Genomic DNA, 21,591 nt, shown 5'->3' with positions numbered 1-21,591 from the left:
GCGCAAGCGTCAAAAAAGACTGCCCCACACCGAAGTGCGGGGCAGTCTGCTCAAAGTGGGCAAATTACTGGGTTACGCGAACCTCAGCCTTGGCGCCTTCTACGGCTTCCATACCCTGCTCATCGGCAATGCGCATGGCCTCTTCAATGAGGGTCTCCACGATCTTGTCTTCCGGCACGGTGCGAACGACCTCGCCCTTAACAAAGATCTGACCCTTGCCATTGCCGGAAGCAACGCCGAGGTCGGCATCGCGGGCCTCACCCGGACCGTTGACAACGCAACCCATCACGGCAACGCGCAGCGGGAACTCCATGCCGTCCAAGCCGGCGGTAACTTCCTCCGCCAGCTTATAAACGTCCACCTGGGCACGGCCGCAGGACGGGCAGGAGACGATCTCCAGTTTGCGGGGGCGCAGGTTGAGCGACTGCAGAATCTGGTCGCCCACCTTGATTTCCTCTACCGGCGGAGCGGACAGGGACACGCGAATGGTATCGCCAATGCCCTCTGCCAGCAGTGCGCCGAAAGCCACCGAAGACTTGATGGTGCCCATGAACTTCGGACCAGCCTCGGTCACGCCGAGGTGCAGCGGGTAATCAGTCTTTTCCGCCAGCTGGCGGTAGGCCTCCACCATCAAAACCGGATCGGAGTGCTTAACGGAAATAGCGATATCGCCATAACCGTGCTCCTCAAAGAGGCCAGCCTCCCAGATAGCGGACTCGACGAGTGCTTCCGGGGTGGCCTTGCCGTATTTTTCCAGCAGGCGCTTGTCCAAGGAGCCACCATTCACGCCGATGCGAATGGGAATGCCGGCATCGCCGGCTGCCTTAGCAACTTCCTTTACGCGACCGTCAAACTCGCGGATATTGCCCGGGTTCACGCGGATGGCGGCGCAGCCCGCGTCGATGGCCTGGAAGATGTACTTTGGCTGGAAGTGGATATCCGCAATCACCGGGATCGGGGACTTCTTGGCAATGGCCGGAAGTGCCTCCGCATCAACAGGCTTAGGGCAAGCCACGCGCACGATATCGCAGCCGGAAGCGGTCAGCTGCGCGATCTGCTGCAGCGTGCCGTTAATGTCGTGCGTCTTGGTATTGGTCATTGACTGCACCGAGATGGGTGAGTCAGAGCCGACGCCGACCGGGCCCACCTGCAGCTGACGAGTCTTGCGGCGCGGGTGCAGGACTGGTGGTGGGCCGTCTGGGATTCCTAGACCGATGGGGGTCGACATGAATTCTCCTTGTTGAAGCACAGTAAATACATACGGTGGGTGATTAACGCCCCCACTCTAGCACTGCTTGCTTTATGCCTGAAGCGCGCGCAGCGGGGGCTGCGGCGGCTAGCCAAATAGCCGTATGGGGTTGACCACATCGGCGACGATGACGATGGCGCCGACGCCCATCAGCAGCGCGGCCATGACATAGGTCACCGGCATCAACTTGGTGTAATCGGCCGGCCCCAGAGCTGGCTTGCCCGCCAGTTTGCGGATGCCATCGCGCAGCTTTTCATAGATGATGACGGCGATATGTCCGCCGTCGAAAGGCGGCAGCGGAATCAGGTTAAAGAGTGCGAGGAAGAAGTTCAGCGTGGCCAGCATCATAAAGAACATCGACCACAGGGAACGCTCCGCCAATTCGCCGCCCACGCGAGAAGCGCCGACGACGGACATCGGGCCATCGGCCTCGCGTTCGTGGCCGAAGATGGAGGCCACCACACCCGGAATTTTGCCCGGGAATTGCTTCAGCCCCTCGACCGTTGCGTCCAGCGAGTAGGTGCTAAAGCGCCAGGTTGCCGGTAGGGCGTCGACGGCGCCGTGCTTTTCGACGACATCGATAAGCTGATTGCTCAGCCCGATTGAGCCAGCATCCACCAGCTCGCCGTCTTGGTTCAACCGCTTGACCGTATCGAGGTGAACCGGGAAGTCCTTCTCTTCCCCACCGCGCTCCACCGTCAGCGTGATGGTCTCACCGGGGCGCTGCATTACCTCATCGCGCAGCTGGGTAAATGAATCCAGCTTCTGACCATCGAGGGCCACGATGATATCGCCCTCCTGCACGCCGGCCTTTCCAGCGGGGCCTTTACCCGTGCACGCCTCTAGCTCTTGGTTCGGCTTCTGACTGGCCGAGCAAGTCACCTCGCCCACACGGGGGCGCACGTCAGCATCCGGGTTGGGCAGGCCGGCCGTCATCGCCACAAAGTAGAGGATGACAAAGCCCAAAATCAGGTTGACACCGATGCCACCGGCCATCACGATTATGCGCTGCCACCACGGCTTTTTGTACATCGCATGGGGTTCTTCTTCCTCGGTGAGGAATTCATCCTGAGCCGTCATGCCAGCGATATCGCAAAACCCGCCCACAGGGAAGGCCGCAAGCCCATATTCGGTATGGCCCTTCCGGAAGGAAAATAGGCGCGGCCCAAAGCCAATAAAATAACGGCGCACGCGCATGCCAAAGGCGCGCGCGGTGAGCATATGGCCTGCTTCGTGCAGCGCTACGGTAAGCCCGATGCCAAGGGCGAAAAACACAATGCCCAGCAAGTTTGCCATGGTGTGAAAGCTTTCTAGTCAGCCAGCGAATCAATCAGCGCATTCGCGCGCCTGCGCGCCTCGCTTTCTACCGCGAGGATTTCATCGAGGCTAGAGACTACACCAGCAAACTCGGATGCGGAATCAAGGATCGTGCCCACGACGTCCACGATCTCCGGGAAATGGATGCGCCCGGACAAGAACGCGGCCGCTGCCTCCTCATTGGCGGCATTATAAATGACCCCTGTTCCCTCGGCCGCGGCCCGGCGGGCGAGGTTGACAGCGGGAAAGGCGGCATCGTCAAGCGGCTCAAAACGCCAGTCATGCGCCTGCGCAAAGTCCAAGGCCGGCTGGGCGCCTGGTACGCGGTGCGGCCAATTCATCGCCAGCGAAATGGGCAGCTTCATTGACGGCGGCGAGACCTGAGCGATAGTGCAGCCGTCTTTGAAGGTGGCCATGGAGTGAATGATGGACTGCGGGTGCACGGTGACGTCGATGCGCTCCGGGGCGATGTCAAAGAGCAGGGTGGCTTCAATCAGCTCCAGGCCCTTATTAATGAGGGTGGCAGAGTTGAGGGTATTCATCTGCCCCATGGACCAGGTAGGGTGCTGCGCTGCCTGCTCAGGGGTCACGTCCCACATCTCTTCGCGCGACCAACCGCGGAAGGGGCCACCAGAGGCGGTAAGGACAAGCTTATCCAGCTCCCCCTCCTCGCCGGCACGCAGACACTGCGCCATGGCGGAATGTTCCGAGTCAACAGGGATAATCTGGCCAGGGCGCGCCTTCTGCGTAACCAGCGTGCCACCCGCCACGAGGGATTCCTTATTGGCCAAGGCTAAATACTCGCCCATCTCCAGAGTGGCCAAGGTGGCCTTGAGCCCCAAAGACCCCACCAAGGCATTGAGTACCGTATCGGCCGGGGCCGAGCGCACTAGGTGCTCTGCAGCGTCGGCGCCACTCAAGACCGAACCGCCTAAAGCGGCCGACACCTCGGCGGCGGCGGCCTCGTTGGCCACGGCAACGTGGTCAAACGAAAGGTTGAGGCTACGGGCTTGTTCGATGATGAGCTGCGGGTTGGAGCCACCCGCAGCGATTCCCACGACGTCGAATTTATCGGGATTATCCGCAATGACTTCCAGAGCCTGCGTGCCGATTGAACCGGTGGAACCAAGAATGAGTATTCGCTGAGTAGTCACGCCTCCACCCTAGCGCCCACCACCATTGGGCGTGCGCGCCAGGTACGCCGCACTGCGACGGGGGTGTTTAATCGCCATCTCAGGTGCGATGTTTTAGAATGTGTAGCAGACAAATGGCATTGGTGTGCCCGCATGCCCATCGCACAGACGGACACACGCAGAAGCGAAGGAGAGCAAGTGTCTTCCCACAAGCCGGTACCGCAGGTATTTGACGGTGTTTCTACTGAGGACGTCCCATCCGCAGGATTCGGTTGGTCCCGCATCAGCCGCTCTGGCGTACAGATCGCCGGTTGGATCTCTGTCCTGTTCCTGCTTGCCTACAACTTTGGTAACCACAAGGGCCACGTTGAGACCATCTGGCTCATTGCCTTGGCTATCTTGATCGCCGTTGGCCTGCTCATCCACGCTTTCCAGCCTAAGTTGCACCAGGTCCGCACCGTGACCGCCCGCAACCAGCCGGTGGGCCACCAGGAGCCGGACTGGGTCTACGACCAGAAGACCAACACCGGCGTATACGCCGAGCTGACCGATTCCCAGCTGCGCGCGCTCAACATTGAGCCTTCCCGCGTTTCTCACCTGCGCGTTGAGCCAGGCACCAACAACGCCACCCCGGTTTCCTCCGGCAAGCACACGCTCTAAGCTTTTAGTACGCTTTAGCTACCGCCGCCCTTCCCCGCGAAGGTCGGTGGTTTCTTTATGCCTCCGCTTGGCGACGCCCCTCCTCCTCACCAACACATTCTGTCGTTTAGGACCCACTCCCAGCCCCACGGACCCAACCGCGCCCTGGGAGGGCAGCGATGCGGCCACTGTCGCGGGGGCCGGAGGATTAAGACACCCAGTGCCCCACCTTGGCGTAAATCTCAGGCAGGGAGTTGTCCACGCGTTTTCCGCTTACCCGGAGGGCAACGATATAACACGCAACTGGAACCACGATGACGAGGATAAACCCCAGCGCAACCAGTACCATATTCGAGCCGTAGCCGATGGCCATTGGAATGACGCCAGGGATAATCGGCGTCCAACCAATAAACAAATTCAAAATGGCGCTTAAGAAGGCACTGGCCGAGTAGCCGGATTTATCTGCCCACATACTGCCACCGGGCCGCGCGGTGGCAAAGGGATTAAAGGTGGATAGCAGCAATGACAATCCTGCAGAAGAAATGAAAATTCCCAGTGCGACCACCATCAAGCACCCGGTGAGCGCTTTGTCGGCGCTCACCGCGAAAAGCACCGCCGCCGAGAGGACGAAAGTTATGGCTGTGGGCGCCAAGTGCGCCCAGTGCCGCGCGTAGAGAAACGTGCGCGGACGAACTGGTGCGGCCATCTTTACCCACAGGCTTGGACCGTCATAGCCAAAATCATTTGTGGCTACAATTCCGCCGAAGAGTCCCAGAAATAGCACTCCTATAGACGGCATGACGGAATCAGTAGTAAAGCCTTGAATGATAAAGACGATTGCCAGAATCGGCTGCATGATGATGGTTCCGATAAGGCGGGAGTCACGGAAGATGTAGCGCAACGAGCGCGTAAATTCCATCGCAGCTGGTCCGCGATAGGAAAAGGAGCCCAAGGAAAAGCGGTTAATCCCTTTCGCCTTTTCGCGGCGTTGGTGCTTCGGAGACAAGAGTGCGCGGCGCTCGAATTGCAGGCGCAGCAACCGGTGCCACGCCCAGATGGCTGCGCCCAGCGACGCCGCGGCGATGAGAAACTGCAAGAAGGCTACTACTGGTTCGCCTTGGGCGAGCGCGAGCGCCCAGCCCACAGGTGCACCTACAGGCGTCCAAGCCAGACCCTCGCCCACAGTTCCCAATGGGAAGTCCGAGCCCGCGAGGGACGCAAGCCGATTCGAACCAAAGATGAGCAAGAACACCGCCAGCGCACCCAAAACTTTGAGGGTGGTCGAGCTTAGCTCCGCGACAGTAACCCCGACATAGACCGCGAGGTCCACTAAAACCAGCGTCAGTACTAGGGCAAAGAGCATGCCCAGGCAGAAGGGCACGATGAACAATGCCTTGCCATTGGCCGCCAAGATCACACTTCCCGCCACCGCATAAGCGATGGAGAGCAAGACTGATACTGGAGCGCGCAGATTGAGCACTGAGGCAATAGCAAGCGCCGGTGTGATGTCTTTTAACCGCACCGGCAACGCGGAAAGCTCACGGGCAGAAAGCTGATTCTCCCCGCTGGGCATGATGAGGGTAATAACGATAAAGGCCAGCGTGCCTACAGCAGGTGCCACGGCCAGCGCTTGCATTTTTCCAGTTCCGATGGAGATATCTGCCGCAGCAAGAGCTCCTAGCGACGCAAGGCCGATGAGACCATAGAGCAAGAGGCAGATAGGGATCATGACCGCCGCGGCATTCGCCTTGAGATTGCGCGCCCACAGTGTGCGGTGCAGCTTGAGGAGCGTCGAAGTCATTGCGCCTACGCCTCCCCTTCCCCGCGCTGCGGCTCGCCGCCTTCACGACGCAGCCAGTCGAAAGAGCCCGCATCAAAATCACTCCCACCGGCAAAGTGGATGAAGGCATCCGTCAGGCTACCGCCTTGGCGCACCTCTTCGACGTGGCCAGCAGATAGCACCTGTCCTCCCGCGATAATGGCTACATGATCACACAAGCCCTCCACCAGTTGCATAACGTGTGAAGACAGGATTACGGTGCCACCGCGGGCGGCATAGGCGCGCAAGAGCTCCTGAATGAGCTGGCCGGAGACTGGGTCCACCGCTTCCAAAGGCTCGTCGAGGATCACTACCTCTGGGTTATGCAGGAGCGCACCTGCCAAAAGGATCTTCTTAGTCATGCCGGCGGAATAGTCCGCGATGGGTTTATCGGCGGCGTCGGCAAGCTGCAGGGCATCCAGCAGCTGTGCGCTGCGGCGCTCCACCTCGGCTTGGTTCATGCTGCGCAAAGCGCCGAGATAAAACAGGTACTCCGGGCCAGACAAGCGGTCAAAGACGGGAGCACCATCAATGAGCAGGCCCATCGCCGCCTTAGCCGCAATCGGTTCCTGCCACGTATTGTGCCCAGCGATGAACGCCTCACCGCTATCGGGGCGCATCAGACCACACGCCATGGTCAGCATGGTGGTCTTGCCAGCGCCATTAGGGCCGACGATGCCATAAATAGAGCCCCGCGGAATGTCAAGACTCAAATTCGACACCGCGGGGCGTCCAGCGAAAGATTTATTCAGACCGCGCACGGCAAAGGCCTGCGCGGTGGGGTCATCTGCAAGCGGTGGATAATTCGGAATAATCATATCCGCCAATGTTATCAGTTAGGCGGACTTATCTTCCCGTTCATCCGCTGCGAGCTGACCACACGCTGCCGCAATCTCATCGCCCTTGGTATCGCGCACCGTGCAAGGAACGCCTTGGGCCTGTACGCGGCGCACGAACTCGTCCTGGCGGTCCTGCGGGGCCGCATCCCACTCCGAGCCCGGCGTGGGGTTCAGCGGAATGACATTGACGTGAACCTTGGAGCCCAGCTTCTGATGCAGCTTGCGGCCCAGCATATCCGCGCGGAAATCCTGGTCATTCTTATCGCGAATCAGGGCATACTCGATGGACACGCGGCGAGCAGACTTATCCGCGTAATAGCGCGCAGCATCGAGCACCTCATCGACGGACCAACGGTTATTGACCGGCACGAGGCCATCGCGCAGCTCATCATCCGGAGTGTGCAAGGAAACGGCGAGCGTGCAGGCCAAATCCTCGTCCGCCAGCTTACGAATTGCCGGAGCCAAGCCCACGGTAGACACGGTCACGTTGCGCTGAGAAAGACCAAAGCCGGCACCATCCTGGCCGGTAATCTGACGTACGGCCTGCACCACGCGCTTGTAGTTGGCCAGTGGCTCACCCATGCCCATGAAGACCACGTTGGACAGGCGACCGCCTTCTGCCGCCATTGCGGCCGCAGCATGGCGGAACTGCTCAACGATCTCGCCCGTAGACAAGTTACGGTCCAGACCGCCCTGGCCGGTAGCACAAAACGGGCAGGCCATACCGCAGCCGGCCTGGGAAGAAATACACAACGTAGCGCGTCCGGGGTAGCGCATCAGAACCGACTCTAGCAGCGTGCCGTCATGCAAACGCCACAGAGACTTGGTGGTCTCGCCATCATCCGTGGAAGTAGTCCGGATAGGCTGCATGAGCTCAGGGAAGAAGGCTTCCTTGACTGCTTCGCGCTTGCCGGCGGGGATATCGGTCATATCCTCCACATTGTCGGTATAGTGCTCGTAATAGTGCTTAGCCAGCTGCTTTGCGCGGAATTTAGGCAGGCCAATTTCTGCGAGCTTGTCAATTCGCTCGGTTTCGGTCAGGTCCGCGAAGTGCTTAGGGGGAAGTCCGCGGCGCGGGGCGGAGAAGTTAAGTTTCACTGGTTGAGCCATAGTGTTGCCCATCTTTCCACGGTCTGCGTGGGTTTTTCCAATTGAAAGCCATGCCAAGTGGCATAATCGACAGGTTTAAAGAAATAATGGATGCATGACAAATCCGAATTACCCCGCAGATGACTTTTCTTCTTCCGACGCAGACCTCTCCTCGACGGAGCTGAACACTTCTGCACCGGAGACCGATTCTAGCCTAGAGCCGACGGTCTCTGACTCTACTTCTCACTCCACCCAGCCTTCCGGCAAGGCGAAGGGATCTTTCGCAGCCAGCACTTGGATCGCGCTCATCGTAGATTTCCTGCTGCTGATTGTCCTCATTGTTTTCATCATGCAAAACCAGCACGAGGTTCCCATGAACTTCCTAGGCTGGTCCGGTGAGTTCCCTGCCGGAATTGCTTTCCTCATCTTCGCCATTGGCGGAGCACTCATCATGGCTCTGGTGGGTGGCTGGCGCATGTTTGAGTTGCGCCGCCAACTGCGCAAACAGGCTCAGCAGGTATAAGTCTCAACAAGCCGCCTCTCCCCCTTTCCTGCCTTCTTAAGAAGGACTCTTGGGAAGAGGCGACTTTTGCGTACCCGCTGCTTCTATGGCGTAAACGTTGCCAGGAAGCTAATGGCCACCCAGGTGACCATGGCGGAAGGCAGCATGCCATCCAGGCGGTCCATCAGTCCACCGTGGCCTGGCAGCAAGGCCGACATATCCTTGATTCCCAGCTCACGCTTAAACTGTGATTCCACTAAGTCGCCCAAGGTGGCACAAATGACAAGGCCAAGCCCCATTAGGCCGCCCACCCAGGCATCGTGATGGAGCAGGAACTTCACGGTAAGCGCGCCGGTGACCACGCCAAAAAGGATGGACCCGGCAAAGCCCTCCCACGATTTCTTGGGGCTCACCGCAGGGGCCATGGGATGCGAGCCAAACATCACGCCAGCGATATAGCCACCAGTATCGGAGGCCACCACGCACAACATGAAGACGACGATGGAAGCGGCACCACTGGCAAACGGGGTCGATACCAGCGACAGCATTGCTGCGAAGGTGGCAAAAAGCGGAATCCATGTCAGCACAAAAATGCCGACGGACATATCCCGCAGGTAGTTAATTGGCGGGCGATGGCGACCATTATGGAAGAGGCGACCAAACATGAGCGCCAGCACAGCGGTGACATAGACCGCAACAAGGCCGGGCGCGCCCAGTGGCCACGAGACCCACACCATGGCTTGGCCCAAAATAATGAGCAGCGTGCGCGGAATATAGTAGGAATGCTCCCGCAGGCGGCTGAGCACCTCCCACATGGCAACGCCAACTGCAAGGGCCACGACCGCGTACCACGCGAGTGGTCCAGCCCATACGGCGAGCACGACAAGTGCGCCAAGGCCTACGCCAACGCCGATAGCGGCCGGCAAATCGCGGCCTGCACCATTCTTCGGCTGAGGCAATCGGCGGTTAATGGCGTCACTCACCGTGACCGGCTCCTTTCACTACTTCTTTCGCGCCCCTCGCTGACTTCTACTGCTCGACCTCCCCTACTCCTAACTTCGGAGATGTAGGCCGCGGAACAGAAAAAGCGCCGCCGGCCGGGGACGGGCACGGCGGCAATGACGGGAGGTCTTAGACCTCCATCAGCTCGTTTTCCTTATTTTCTACCAGCTTGTCCACCTGCTCGATGTAGCCGGAAGTAATCTTTTCCATTTCCTTTTCCGCAGCGATGACCTCATCCTCGCCGGCGTCGCCGTCCTTCTGCAGCTTCTTCAACTGCTCCATGGCCTTGCGGCGAATATTACGGATAGCAATCTTGCCGTCCTCGCCCTTGCTCTTGGCCAGCTTCACCATTTCCTTACGACGCTCCTCCGTGAGCTGCGGAACGGTCACGCGCAGAACCTGACCATCGTTGGTGGGATTCACGCCCAAATCCGAGTTGCGGATGGAGTTTTCAATCTCATGAATCATGGACTGCTCATAAGGCTTGATGAGCAGCATGCGCGGCTCCGGTACGGAAATGGTAGCCATCTGGGTAATCGGAGTAGGTACACCGTAGTATTCGGCTACCAAGCCGTTGAACATGGTGGGGTTCGCGCGGCCGGTACGAATGGTCACCAGCTGCTCGCGGGTGTGCTCGACGGAAGCGGTCATGTGCTCTTCTGCTTCGAGCTGAATCTCATCGATCATGAGGTTAAATCATCCTTAAACGAATAGGGGTGGCTGTATAAAAAGGTAGCAGGTTCGCGGCCCTTACAGTATTAGGACTGCACCAGCGTGCCGATAACTTCGCCGCCTGCGGCGCGGGCGATATTGCCCTCCTCCAGCAGGTTAAAGACCAAAATTGGCATATCATTGTCCATGCACAGGCTAAAGGCCGTGGCATCTGCAACCTTGAGGCCCTTTTCAATGACCTCACGCGGAGTGATTTCAGAGTACAGTTCCGCATCCGGGTTGGTGCGTGGGTCATCGGAGTAGACGCCATCGACCGCCTTGGCCAAGAAAAGAACCTCAGCGCCAATTTCCAGGGCTCGCTGCGCGGCAGTGGTATCCGTGGAGAAGTACGGCATGCCCATGCCGGCGCCAAAGATAACCACGCGACCCTTTTCCAGGTGGCGGTCAGCGCGCAGCGGCAGGTAAGGCTCGGCAATCTGCGCCATGTTAATGGAGGTCTGCACGCGGCAGTCCACGCCTTGCTGCTTGAGGAAGTCCTGCAATGCGAGGGAATTCATTACCGTGCCCAGCATGCCCATGTAGTCCGAGCGAGCACGATCCATGCCGCGCTGGGAAAGCTCGGCGCCGCGGAAGAAGTTTCCGCCACCGATAACCACTGCAATCTCGATTCCCTGGCGGGAAACCTCGGCGATTTGGCGGGCTACGTTTTCAACCACATCTGGGTCGATGCCGACCTTGCCGCCGCCGAACATCTCACCGCCCAGCTTCAGCATTACTCGCTTGTATCCGGTTCGCTTAATATCTGCAGCAGTCACGCCTACTTCGTCTCCTTAACGCGGGGCAGTTTCAATCTCCGCCCTATCTTACCCATATATCTTTCGCTTCCTCACACCGCCCGCCGGTGCAGGCCACTAGGCAATTGCTACGTGCCGGGCCCACCTAGGGACAGTCAAGCCGCACTAATCGTCACGGTGAGCGCACAACAAAACCCACGAAGGGTCATCCTTCGTGGGCTAAGTGTTAAAGCGGGGTAGGCTTAAGCGCCAACCTCGTAGCGAACGAAGCCGGTGATGGTGGTGCCAGCTTCTTCAGCAACCTGCTTTACGGTCTTCTTGTTATCAGACAGGGAAGCCTGCTCCAGCAGAACGATGGACTTGAAGAAGCCGTTCAGGCGGCCTTCCACGATCTTCGGCAGGGCTGCCTCTGGCTTGCCCTCCTCACGAGTGGTGGCCTCAGCGATCTCGCGTTCCTTCTCGACGATCTCTGCAGGAACGTCCTCGCGGGTGAGGTACTCAGCGTTCATTGCAGCAATCTGCAGGGCTGCAGCGTGAGCGCCTTCCTCGCTGCCCTCGTAGGAAACCAGAACGCCCACTGCCGGCGGCAGGTCAGCGGAACGCTGGTGCAGGTAAACGGCAACGTTGTCGCCCTCTACGGTAACTGCACGGCGTGCCTGCAGCTTCTCACCGGTCTTTGCAGACTCCTCGTCCACGACCTCGGAGACCTTCTTGCCGTCGATTTCAATGTTGTTGAGCTCGTCAGCGGAGTTTGCCTTGGCCTCAGCAGCAGCGTCAGCAATCTTGGCTGCGAAGGTCTTGAAAGCCTCGTTCTTAGCAACGAAGTCGGTCTCACAGTTGATCTCGACCATGGTGTTGCCGGAAACTGCGATGAGGCCCTCGGTAGCCTCACGGTCAGCGCGCTTGGAGACGTTCTTAGCGCCCTTAATGCGCAGGTACTCAACAGCCTTGTCGTAGTCGCCGTTGGACTCTTCCAGAGCCTTCTTGCAATCGAGCATGCCGGAGCCGGTAGCTTCGCGCAGTGCCTTGACGTCTGCAGCAGTGTAGTTCGCCATAGTTGGGGCGATCCTCCTTGAAAATCAAACAGTGTTCGTTCAAACAGCGTAGTCGACGCGGTGAAATCGCGCCGCTTTAGGGTGGCAGAAACCACCCCTTTCCCACCTATGCATGAAAGTGGAGCTGGTTTCAGCAGCCCCCAGCATAGATAAAACCAACCCCCGCCGCCGTTAAAGCACGGTGGCGGGGGTTGGTAAACAGCCTTGGGCAGGAATTACTCCCTTGCTGCCCCACACCAAAAGTGCGTGGGGTATTCAGTTAAACGCAGGTAAGGAAGATTCCTAGCGAGAAGTTAAGACTACTTCTCGGCCTTGTCTGCGGATGCTTCCTCAGACTTTTCCGCGGAGGCCGGGTCGGAAGCTGCGGCAGCTGCCTCAGCGTCACGCTTTTCCTTCTCAGCGGAGTCGCCGGCAGCTTCCTTAGCTGCAGCCAGCTGACGCTCCTCACGAGCCTTCTTGCCTTCCTCAACAGCGGAGGCAACGATGCCGGAGAGCAGCTTGGTGGAGCGGATGGCGTCGTCGTTGCCCGGGATCGGGAAATCAACGTCGTCCGGGTCGCAGTTGGTGTCCAGGATGGCAACAACCGGGATGTTCAGCTTGTGAGCTTCCTTGACCGCGATGTGCTCCTTGTTGGTGTCAACAATCCACAGTGCGGACGGGGTCTTGGCCATATCGGAGATGCCACCCAGAACGCGCTCAAGCTTGGCGCGCTCACGGTTGAGCATGAGAACTTCCTTCTTGGTGCGGCCCTTGTAGCCGTCCTCACGCTCATCCATTGCCTGAAGCTCCTTCATGCGCTTCAGACGCTTGGAAACGGTCTGGAAGTTGGTGAGCATGCCGCCCAACCAGCGGTGGTTGACGTAAGGCATACCGACGCGGGTTGCTTCCTCAGCAACTGCTTCCTGAGCCTGCTTCTTGGTACCAACGAACAGGATGGTGCCGCCGTGTGCAACGGTTTCCTTGACGAACTCGTAAGCCTCGTCAATGTAGGTCAGCGTCTGCTGCAGGTCGATGATGTAGATGCCGTTACGGTCAGTGAAGATGAAACGACGCATCTTCGGATTCCAGCGACGGGTCTGGTGGCCAAAGTGCACACCAGCGTCGAGGAGCTCGCGCATGGTTACAACTGCCATGATTCGCTCGCTTTCTTTTATCTTGTCTTTCGGTTTTCCAATTGTGCGGTGTTTTATTCCGCACCCTAGCAACGAAGGCCCCGCTGACACCTTGTTTCCAAGGACCACGTCAACCGTCAGGCTGTCTCTTCCTTCCAGCAGGAAGCGACAACTTCGCCGCGCGTAGTCAATGCCTCCACGAGGTGGACACACTGCTGCCACAAAGAATAATCCCCTTACGCTGGTTTTTCCAAACCGAAGTCAGCTTATCCACAACTTCGCCGCAGCCACTTTGCCTCAATCGTCACAATCGACTCAATCACATCATGCAACCCAAGTTGTCCACAACTAAAGGAGAACGCACTTCCCAACCGCTTGCCTCCGGCGGACACTGTGCCCATGAATCAGTTTCTTTCCTCCTCCACATTTCCCGCTTGCCGACGCCCCACCTTCCTCCCCGCCGCTTTCCTCACCCTTCTTTCGCTTCTTATTCTGTGTTGCCCACCGGCCACAGCCTATGTCGACCCCGCCTCCGGCAAACCTAGCCCAGCGCGGGTACTGCGTGGATTCGATGCCCCCGAACAAAAGTGGAGCCCTGGCCACCGCGGCGTCGACATGGCCCTATCGGTGGGCTCGCCGGTGGTAGCCGCCGAAGACGGCAAGGTCGCCTTTGTGGGCACGGTTGCTGGCAAACCAGTTGTCTCCATAGCCCACGCGGATGGAGTGAGAACGACGTATCAGCCCGTACACGGCTCCGTAAAGCAGGGCCAAGAAGTCCGCGAGGGCCAAGTTATTGGCCGTTTAGGCAATCCCGTCGATGGCTATCCCGGACTGCACTGGGGCGCACTTATCGCAAAAGATTCCTACATCGATCCTTTAACCCTGCTGGACATGCCGGTGATTCGACTCAAACCGCTTTAGGCTCGGGGATGGGCTTGATCGTATACGCGCTGCAAGCGCTGCGCGGACACGTGGGTATAAATCTGCGTGGTATTAAGCGAGGAGTGCCCCAGCAGTTCTTGCACTACGCGCAAATCCGCCCCGCCTTCCAATAGGTGGGTCGCGGCAGAGTGGCGCACCCCGTGCGGGGTAAGCCCCTGTGTACCAGTGACTTTGGCGGCCTTTTCTACAATGCGGCGCACCTGGCGTTGATCGATGCGCCCTCCCCTGCTGCCAACAAAAACCGCTTCATTATCGGCCGCAGCGATTTCTCCACGGCCTTTGTCAATCCACTGCTTTAAGGCGTCTTCCGCTGCGTGCCCGAAAGGCACTACGCGCTGCTTATTGCCCTTACCGGTGACGTGCAAGGTACCACGTTGAAAATCAATATCGCCTAGGTCCAGCCGGACCAACTCCGCCACGCGCATACCGGAGGCATAGAGCAACTCCAAGATGGCGCTATCGCGAAGGAAGTGGACTTCATCTGCAGAGACCGCATTGCCCATAAGCTCGCCGGCCTGCTCCGGAGCGAGAACCGTGGGAAGATGACGACCCACTTTAGGAGTTACCAGGCGGGCAGCAACATCTCGCTTCAGGTGCCCTTCGCGCACTGCCCAAGTAGAAAAACCCTTCGCTGCCGCGGTGCGCCGTGCCAGGGTGGAACGCGACTTTCCTTCCGCAACAGCTTCTGCCAACCATTGGCGCAAGCTGTTGAGGTCAAACTCCGCGAAGGTAGGCACGCTGCGTGCAAGGTCGCGCAAGTCGGAGCGATACCCGCGCACCGTCGCTTCTGCGCGGCCTTTGACATGTAGTTGGAAATCCGCGAAGTCCTCAATGGCCTCAGCCATCTGCCCCTCAACTTTCGGAGACTTCGCGGACTTTCCATCTTCACTCATGCCACAGCAGTGTACTCGCCCTACGCAGGTGCCATTTATTCTGTTTCCCGGCGCGCCCAGGTATTGCCATGCCGGACGACAACGCACATCTTCTCCAGCGCCAGTAGTAAGTGAACTGTCAGCGGTAAACGGAATCCCGCTTCGCGCGCAATGTCTTCTGCCGTTGCTTTCTCCTGTCCTAGCGGTGGCGTCGCGTCAAACACGCGCAACTCATTGCGGGAGAGGCGTTGGGTCATGGTTGCCGCAAAATTGATTTCGTACTGTGCGCCTGGGTCCACTTCCCCGGCGCGACTTACTAGAGCGCGAATTTCATCAGCACTGGTAACCAACTGTGCGCGGCCTTCTTGAATGCGCTGGTGGCAGCCCAACGAACCGCTAGTAGTTATCGGCCCGGGCACCGCCATCGCAACGCGCCCAAGCGCTTCTGCCCAATTGAGGGTGTTCAATGCGCCCGATCGAAATGCCGCCTCCATGACGACGGTGCCGTGGCTCAATGCTGCCACTAAGCGATTGCGTGTTAAGAACCTGTGGCGCTTCGGCGCGGTTTCCGGCGCGAATTCAGAGATGATGCAACCATTGTCCGCAATCTTGGCAAATAAGTTGGCATTGCGGGCTGGGTAATCCCTATCGATGCCACACGCTGCTATAGCTACCGTGCGCCCGTTGTTGTGCAACGCTGTTTCGTGCGCGACGGTATCCACGCCCAGAGCTCCGCCAGATATTGGAGTCCATTCATGCTGAACCAATCCGGACACGACGTTTTGGGTGGCCTGCCAGCCATAGCGAGAAATAGCACGAGTTCCGACGATGGCTACAGCTTGAGCAACCTCTGCCTGCAATGGCGCACCGCGCACCCACAGGCTATGCGGTGGCAATGCTTGGTCATCAAAAGTAGCTGGAGCCTCCCCGCTGTGCTGATAGAAGCCGAATGCAGAGTCAAACTCCTCTGTGGGCCACTCTGGGCTTTCTGCCGTAATGAGCCGAGCCCCGACCCTTTCGGCTGCCGCCATGTCTTCGGCTTGCCGCAACCAGTCATAGCGAGAGGCCGTGCGCGCCAAAAGCGGACCAATCCAGTCAGCACGGTGATAGATTCCGTGGGCGATTTCCTCAGCTGGATACTGCGTAAGCAGGGCCTGCAACGCCGCAGAGGGACCTTCCACCACTCGGTTGAGGTATACCCAGGTGGCATAAGGAGTAGAGAGATCAAGTTCGCTCATGCTGCGAGCCTCCCGACGTTAATTGAGCCGCGCAGATCGAGCGCGCGTCCCACTTCGTCCAGGTCCGGCTGCGCCTTTCCTGCTAGATCCGCCAGGGTCCAGGAGAGCTTCAATACGCGGTCCACTCCGCGCTGGGATATTTCGCCATCTGCCAAATAAGCGGACAGCATGACCATCGCGGCTTCGGCGGCTGGCCTCTTTCGGCGCAGATAGGACGAGGGAACTTCCCCATTGGTGCGCGCGGTGATGCCATCCGCCCACCAGCGCGCGGCGGCACGTTCACGGGCAGCGGCGACGCGCTCGGCGATGACTGCGGATTCCTCTTCGCCCTCCGCGTTAATAGTTGCCGCCTGCCCCGTTAGCGTGACCACCATATCCAGGCGGTCTCGCAGCGGACCGGAGAGGTTGGATAGATAGTTCATGCGCTCGTGCGGATTGCACCTGCACTTGGACGGGTCTTCGGCCGCACACCTGCACGGGTTTGCCGCCATGACCAATTGGAAGCGAGCAGGATAGGTAACCTCGCGGCGCGAGCGCGCCAATCGCACGTGTCCTTCCTCCAGCGGTGCACGCAATCCATCGAGTACCGGCGCGGCTACTTCACTGGCCTCGTCGAGAAAGAGCACACCATTGTGAGCCAAGCTCACCGCACCAGGGCGGGGATGACCGGAACCGCCACCAAGGAGTGCAGCCCGAGTTACCGATGCATGCGGGGCGATGAACGGGGCGCGCTCGATGACCTCACCTGGGGTTCCAGTTAGCGAATGAATCGCAGTGGTTTCTACCTGCTGATCTGGGGTAAGCGTAGGAAGGATAGTGGGCAGGCGCGAGGCGATCATGGACTTTCCAGACCCAGGCGGCCCGATCATCATCAGGTGGTGGCCGCCGGCGGCCGCAACCTCGGCAGCCCATTTCGCATTGGATTGACCAGCGATATCGCTAAAGTCGAGTCGCGACGCCGCCGCAGGCGCGGGGCTGAGCGACCCCGAAAAGCTTCCAGCTTGCGGCAGCCCACGATTACCGCAAGCCCAGCTGAAGGCCTCCTTCAAAGACGACGCAACGAGTACGTCCATGTCCGGCACCAATGTGGCCTCTGCGGCATTGCCAGGCGGAACAATAAGAGTTGTTATTCCTTGTTCCCGTGCGGCGAGAAGAGCGGGGATGATGCCTGCTACAGACCGAACGGAGCCGTCGAGACCAAGCTCGCCCAATACCAAGGTGCGCTGGAGACGTTGGGCGGGCGAGGGAGTGCTGCCATAAGACGGAAAGTCGGCCTCCGACTGTGCCGCGAGGATCGCAAGCGCTATGGGTAGGTCAAAGTGGGACCCGGATTTGGGAAGCGAAGCCGGGGACATGGAGACCACCACTTTGGTCTTCGGCCAGGGCAGATGGGAATTAAAGGCTGCGGTCTTGATTCGGTCCCGGGATTCGGAGATTGCGGTATCCGTCTGGCCTACAACGTGAATTCCCGGCAGTCCGTGACCGACGTTCGCTTCCACGTCAACCAACTGGGCTAGAACTCCGTTGAGGGACATGGTCAAACAATTACCTAGAGCCATCTTCGACCCCCTTGAAGTGCTCCAGCGCAAACCCCTGCCCCCGCGCGACCAAGGCAATAACGTCGAATCGCACCTCAGACAGTGGCCTTCCGTCGAGCCACTGCGCCGCGGCTTTGCGCAGGCGCGCGAGCTTCTGCGGGGTTACGGCCTCAGCTACCCCGTAGTTGGAATTGGCGCGAGTCTTAACTTCAACGAAGACGATGGTTCCGTCCGACTCTCGGGCGATGAGGTCGATTTCTCCCACTCGATAGGAGACGTTGGCAGCGATGATTTCCGCCCCACGTTCGCGCAGATAGCGCGCTGCGAAGGCTTCTCCCCTTTTTCCTAAGACTTGTTTATGACGAGGCTTCTTCGTGGCCAAGCGGTGTTCTGAATTAAAGTGCATTGCGGTTTATCCTTGTGCTTCGGGAAATTCATTGGCCAGCACAGAACACCGCAGCTGGTAAGGCTTACACAAGGGACGCAGTAACAAAAAGGCCCTAGCTGTGGATAACTAGGCTCTGCAACTCTGTTATCCACAGCTAGGGCGCGGCGCCGTGTGCGCCGGCTTGACAAAACTATTCCGGCATCATGAATTCCGGCTTATCCAGCTCCTCGATATTGACGTCCTTGTAGGTGATAACGCGGACGTAGCGCACAAAGCGCGCGGAGCGGTACATATCCCATACCCAAGCATCAGACATGCGCACCTCGTAGTAGACATCGGGCCCAGAGGTATGGGGAATAAGCTCTACCGCATTAGCCAGATAAAAGCGCCGCTCAGTTTCAACGACATAGGAAAACTGGCTGACAACGTCCCGGTACTCGCGGTAGAGGGACAGCTCTACCTCAGCCTCGTAGTTATCGAGTTCCTCTGCACTCACGGTGGACCTCCAGGTTGTGGGTTAGCTCGCTATAGCTTAGCGCGAGAAAGGCTAGATTTTAGCTAGGCACGCGCGGCAAACTCCGCATGAGCGCGACGGACATTCTCGTAGCTCATCCGGTGCTCCGGGCACGCTCCTAGCGCCGCAATTGCGGCCTCATGCGCCTTGGTCCCATACCCCTTATGGCTGGCCAACCCGTAGCCGGGGTACCGCGCATCCAGCTCGTGCATCAGGTGGTCCCGGCTGACTTTTGCCAATACACTCGCCGCGGCAATGCACCGCGCGGCCGCATCGCCGCCGATAATGGGCAGGTGGGGTTGGGTAAGACCGGGGATAAAGAGGGCGTCGGTAAGCACATAGCCCGGACGTGTTTCCAGGCGCGCAACCGCCCTGCGCATGCCGGAAATATTGGCGTGTTGGATGCCGCGCTTATCGATGTCCCCCGCACCAATATGCACTACAGACCAGTCCACAGCCTTGTCCTTAATGAGTGGAAAGAGCCTCTCGCGCTGTTTGGGGGTGAGCTTCTTGGAGTCAGTAAGCTCTGCCAACTCCTTGATTGGCCGATCAGGCATCACACAAGCCGCGATGGTAATTGGTCCACAGCAGGCGCCGCGCCCAGCCTCATCCACGCCGGCCACCGGGCCTAAACCGGCCTTGCTCAATGCGACCTCGTAGGTGCGTCGCTGTTTAAGCCGCCGCATGCGAAATTTCCGGGTGCTCCACCCCGCCCCAACGCGAAAGCGGCAAAATGACGGCCTCAACGCGCCCGCGGACGTTGTCTACCGGCACGGTGCCCTGCAGGTGGTCGCCCAAGTGTGCACGGGAATCGAGGGAGTTGGTGCGATTATCACCCATCACCCAAAGGTTTCCCTCGGGGACGGTGACTGGGCCAAAATACTCGCCGCCGCACTCTTGCGAGCCCACGCTGGGGTCAACGGGAATCTCCGGCGGATCGAGGACGAAGGATTGGTCAATGGGCGTTCCGTTCACCATGACCGCAGGGTCGCCAGCCTGACAACTCACCGTCTGTCCTCCGGTAGCAATGACGCGCTTTACCAGGATATTTTCCCCATTAGGAAGCAGCCCTACGGCCGCCAAAGCGTTCTGCGCGCCGCGCACAAAAATATTGGACGAGCGATTGACCTCAAACTCGTTATTCCACGACTCGGGCCCTTCAAAAACCACCACCTCCCCGGGCTTAGGATCCGTGAAGTAGTAGCTGACCTTTTGCACGGCAATGCGATCATTTTTGCAGCCGGCACACCCGTGCAGGGTCGGTTCCATCGAAGCAGAAGGAATGACATACATCCGCCCCACCAGCGCCTGCAGGAGCACCAGCAGGACAAAGCCTGCCACCACGGGGATGAGAAAATCCCGGGTGCGCAGGCGTTGGGAGGAAGGCTTATTCCTGAATGTCCGGGTCATCGACCCCACCAATGCGGGTAAACGGCCAGAATACGAATTTCACCTTGCCGCGGACGTTTTCTACTGGAACCGTGCCATGGAACTTGTCGGTCATGTGGTAACGAGAATCGGCCGAAGCAGTACGGTTATCGCCCATCACCCAGATATTGCCCTCCGGTACCTCGACGGGACCAAAGTACGGACCACCGCAGGCCTCCGAGCCGGTCGACTCATCTACCGGGTACGTAGGCGGGTCTTGCACATAGTCTTGCTCGATGGGTTTGCCATCTACCATGACGGCAGAATCGCCCTCCTGGCAGGACACCGTCTGTCCGCCGGTAGCAACCACACGCTTGACCAGGGTGTTTTCGTCTGGCGGTGCCAAGGATACGAAGCTCAACGCATCCTGCACGCCATGAATGATCGGATTAGACGAACGCGGTGAGACGTAGCTAGAATTCCAGTCCTCGGTGCCCTTGAATACCACGACATCGCCCGGCTCTGGCTCGCCGTCACCGTAGTAAGAGATCTTTTCCGTAAAGATACGGTCATTCGTGCAGCCCTCGCAGCCGTGGAGAGTCGGCTCCATCGAACCCGACGGGATCACATACTGCCGGCCGATAAAGTTCTGGAATAGTCCGACGATCACGAGAACCGTCGCCACTACCAGAAGAGTTTCCAGCAGCCACGGCATTTCCTTCTTCTTAGTCGCCTCTTTGCCTTGCTGGGTGGCCTCGCCCTGCACCGGGTGGGCCCCCTCGCCTTCTGACGGCTGTTCCTGCGAGATGCTGTCTTTATTCACGCGCTAGATCCTAGCAACCCCACGCCCGACTTCCGCTCTTATCCCCCTCGCGGCAGGGGGATTCACAGCCAACTTTTCGCTTGCCCCCCTTCCCTCTCGGCATAAGGATGAAGGGAATTGGACATAGAAAAATTCCCCTGCACCCACAGTGGGGTGCAAGGGGAAGCTGGCGCGCAGCGCGCTAGTACTAGCGACGCTCCTTGATGCGAGCCTTCTTGCCGCGCAGATCGCGCAGGTAGTAGAGCTTCGCACGACGGACGCGGCCACGGCGGGAGACCTTGATGGACTCCAGGTTCGGGGAGTGAACCGGGAAGGTACGCTCAACGCCGATACCGAAGGAGACCTTACGGACGGTGAAGGTCTCGCGGATGCCGGAGCCCTGGCGACGGATGCAGATGCCCTTGAAGAGCTGTGCACGCTCGTTGTTGCCCTCGATAACCTTTACGTTAACGTCGAGGGTATCGCCTGGGCGGAAGGACGGGATATCGTCGCGCAGCTGTGCTGCATCGACCTTGTCAATAATGTTGGACATGCCAATATTCCTTTTCAGTTTGGGACAGAGGACCCTAGCGGCGTACTGCCTAACCGGTTCGTGCCCGTTACATAGAACGGTGCACTATTTTTCCACATACGCCAGCCGGAACCAAATCCTCATATTGCAAATTTCCTCGCCCCACCCAAGGTTC

General features: G+C 58.9%; 23 protein-coding genes. 3 read left to right on the top strand and 20 right to left on the bottom strand.

Annotated features, from left to right (window positions below; genetic code table 11):
- Window positions 1–64: 64 nt before the first annotated feature.
- The 3 genes from ispG to dxr form a co-directional block, all read right to left on the bottom strand.
- The gene (gene ispG / locus QP941_RS01055; RefSeq protein ID WP_239277458.1) at window positions 65–1,228 is read right to left on the bottom strand and encodes a flavodoxin-dependent (E)-4-hydroxy-3-methylbut-2-enyl-diphosphate synthase; all 1,164 of its coding nucleotides are present in this window, start codon (window positions 1,226–1,228) and stop codon (window positions 65–67) included.
- A 108-nt stretch (window positions 1,229–1,336) separates the two neighbouring features.
- Window positions 1,337–2,545: a M50 family metallopeptidase gene (locus QP941_RS01050; protein ID WP_284867688.1), complete on the bottom strand. Its 1,209-nt coding sequence runs from the start codon at window positions 2,543–2,545 to the stop codon at window positions 1,337–1,339.
- A 14-nt stretch (window positions 2,546–2,559) separates the two neighbouring features.
- Complete coding sequence (gene dxr / locus QP941_RS01045; RefSeq protein ID WP_005325207.1) at window positions 2,560–3,720, bottom strand: 1-deoxy-D-xylulose-5-phosphate reductoisomerase; 1,161 nt, start codon at window positions 3,718–3,720, stop codon at window positions 2,560–2,562.
- A 132-nt stretch (window positions 3,721–3,852) separates the two neighbouring features.
- Here dxr and QP941_RS01040 point away from each other — a divergent pair, with 132 nt between their 5' ends.
- Window positions 3,853–4,359 (top strand): DUF2631 domain-containing protein, encoded by a 507-nt coding sequence (locus QP941_RS01040; protein ID WP_005325215.1) that lies wholly within the window; start codon window positions 3,853–3,855, stop codon window positions 4,357–4,359.
- Between the two features lie 187 nt (window positions 4,360–4,546).
- On the opposite strand, the gene QP941_RS01035 is transcribed toward QP941_RS01040, so the two are convergent.
- The 3 genes from QP941_RS01035 to rlmN are packed head-to-tail and all read right to left on the bottom strand — an operon-like array spanning window position 4,547 to window position 8,106.
- Entirely contained in the window at window positions 4,547–6,139 is a 1,593-nt protein-coding gene (locus QP941_RS01035) for a hypothetical protein (protein WP_200435499.1), read from the bottom strand.
- A 5-nt stretch (window positions 6,140–6,144) separates the two neighbouring features.
- On the bottom strand, window positions 6,145–6,975 hold the full coding sequence (locus tag QP941_RS01030; protein WP_005325217.1) for an ABC transporter ATP-binding protein: 831 nt from the start codon (window positions 6,973–6,975) through the stop codon (window positions 6,145–6,147).
- 18 nt (window positions 6,976–6,993) lie between these two features.
- Complete coding sequence (gene rlmN / locus QP941_RS01025; RefSeq protein WP_034668468.1) at window positions 6,994–8,106, bottom strand: dual-specificity RNA methyltransferase RlmN; 1,113 nt, start codon at window positions 8,104–8,106, stop codon at window positions 6,994–6,996.
- A gap of 94 nt (window positions 8,107–8,200) precedes the next feature.
- On the opposite strand from rlmN, the gene QP941_RS01020 reads away from it, so the two are divergent.
- Window positions 8,201–8,608 (top strand): LapA family protein, encoded by a 408-nt coding sequence (locus QP941_RS01020; protein ID WP_005325219.1) that lies wholly within the window; start codon window positions 8,201–8,203, stop codon window positions 8,606–8,608.
- 83 nt (window positions 8,609–8,691) lie between these two features.
- On the opposite strand, the gene QP941_RS01015 is transcribed toward QP941_RS01020, so the two are convergent.
- The 5 genes from QP941_RS01015 to rpsB form a co-directional block, all read right to left on the bottom strand.
- Window positions 8,692–9,570 carry a phosphatidate cytidylyltransferase gene (locus tag QP941_RS01015; RefSeq protein ID WP_005328723.1) on the bottom strand — a complete coding sequence of 293 codons (879 nt, stop codon included), beginning with the start codon at window positions 9,568–9,570 and terminating at the stop codon, window positions 8,692–8,694.
- A 148-nt stretch (window positions 9,571–9,718) separates the two neighbouring features.
- A complete protein-coding gene (gene frr / locus QP941_RS01010; RefSeq protein ID WP_005325221.1) occupies window positions 9,719–10,276 on the bottom strand; it encodes a ribosome recycling factor in 558 nt (185 codons plus the stop codon).
- Window positions 10,277–10,347: 71 nt separating this feature from the next.
- Window positions 10,348–11,034, bottom strand: coding sequence for a UMP kinase (pyrH, locus tag QP941_RS01005; RefSeq protein ID WP_023027755.1), 687 nt, complete (start codon window positions 11,032–11,034; stop codon window positions 10,348–10,350).
- A 263-nt stretch (window positions 11,035–11,297) separates the two neighbouring features.
- Window positions 11,298–12,110, bottom strand: a complete 813-nt coding sequence (gene tsf / locus QP941_RS01000; protein ID WP_005325225.1) for a translation elongation factor Ts — start codon at window positions 12,108–12,110, stop codon at window positions 11,298–11,300.
- Window positions 12,111–12,409: 299 nt separating this feature from the next.
- Window positions 12,410–13,243 (bottom strand): 30S ribosomal protein S2, encoded by an 834-nt coding sequence (rpsB, locus tag QP941_RS00995; protein ID WP_005325233.1) that lies wholly within the window; start codon window positions 13,241–13,243, stop codon window positions 12,410–12,412.
- Window positions 13,244–13,621: 378 nt separating this feature from the next.
- Here rpsB and QP941_RS00990 point away from each other — a divergent pair, with 378 nt between their 5' ends.
- Window positions 13,622–14,143 carry a M23 family metallopeptidase gene (locus tag QP941_RS00990; RefSeq protein ID WP_005328726.1) on the top strand — a complete coding sequence of 174 codons (522 nt, stop codon included), beginning with the start codon at window positions 13,622–13,624 and terminating at the stop codon, window positions 14,141–14,143.
- Here QP941_RS00990 and QP941_RS00985 read toward each other — a convergent pair.
- From QP941_RS00985 to rplS, 9 genes are all read right to left on the bottom strand, one after another.
- A complete protein-coding gene (locus QP941_RS00985) occupies window positions 14,140–15,057 on the bottom strand; it encodes a tyrosine recombinase XerC (protein WP_284867687.1) in 918 nt (305 codons plus the stop codon). The genes QP941_RS00990 and QP941_RS00985 overlap by 4 nt on opposite strands.
- A gap of 35 nt (window positions 15,058–15,092) precedes the next feature.
- Window positions 15,093–16,274, bottom strand: a complete 1,182-nt coding sequence (gene dprA / locus QP941_RS00980) for a DNA-processing protein DprA (protein ID WP_284867686.1) — start codon at window positions 16,272–16,274, stop codon at window positions 15,093–15,095.
- Complete coding sequence (locus tag QP941_RS00975; RefSeq protein WP_284867685.1) at window positions 16,271–17,833, bottom strand: YifB family Mg chelatase-like AAA ATPase; 1,563 nt, start codon at window positions 17,831–17,833, stop codon at window positions 16,271–16,273. The genes dprA and QP941_RS00975 overlap by 4 nt, the downstream gene beginning before the upstream one ends.
- Window positions 17,820–18,218 (bottom strand): YraN family protein, encoded by a 399-nt coding sequence (locus tag QP941_RS00970; protein WP_284867684.1) that lies wholly within the window; start codon window positions 18,216–18,218, stop codon window positions 17,820–17,822. Before QP941_RS00970 ends, QP941_RS00975 begins: the two co-directional genes overlap by 14 nt.
- Before the next feature lie 172 nt (window positions 18,219–18,390).
- On the bottom strand, window positions 18,391–18,696 hold the full coding sequence (locus QP941_RS00965; RefSeq protein ID WP_005325239.1) for a DUF2469 domain-containing protein: 306 nt from the start codon (window positions 18,694–18,696) through the stop codon (window positions 18,391–18,393).
- A 62-nt stretch (window positions 18,697–18,758) separates the two neighbouring features.
- Window positions 18,759–19,400 (bottom strand): ribonuclease HII, encoded by a 642-nt coding sequence (locus tag QP941_RS00960; RefSeq protein ID WP_284867683.1) that lies wholly within the window; start codon window positions 19,398–19,400, stop codon window positions 18,759–18,761.
- A complete protein-coding gene (lepB, locus tag QP941_RS00955; RefSeq protein ID WP_284867682.1) occupies window positions 19,387–20,124 on the bottom strand; it encodes a signal peptidase I in 738 nt (245 codons plus the stop codon). Before lepB (QP941_RS00955) ends, QP941_RS00960 begins: the two co-directional genes overlap by 14 nt.
- A complete protein-coding gene (gene lepB / locus QP941_RS00950; protein WP_005328737.1) occupies window positions 20,102–20,905 on the bottom strand; it encodes a signal peptidase I in 804 nt (267 codons plus the stop codon). The genes lepB (QP941_RS00955) and lepB (QP941_RS00950) overlap by 23 nt, the downstream gene beginning before the upstream one ends.
- A gap of 187 nt (window positions 20,906–21,092) precedes the next feature.
- Window positions 21,093–21,437: a 50S ribosomal protein L19 gene (rplS, locus tag QP941_RS00945; RefSeq protein WP_005325245.1), complete on the bottom strand. Its 345-nt coding sequence runs from the start codon at window positions 21,435–21,437 to the stop codon at window positions 21,093–21,095.
- Window positions 21,438–21,591: the final 154 nt, after the last annotated feature.

It is taken from the genome of Corynebacterium sp. MSK150 (assembly GCF_030229215.1).
Classification (GTDB): domain Bacteria; phylum Actinomycetota; class Actinomycetes; order Mycobacteriales; family Mycobacteriaceae; genus Corynebacterium.
Note: the sequence above shows the minus strand (reverse complement) of the source record. Positions and strands in the feature narration are given on the sequence as shown.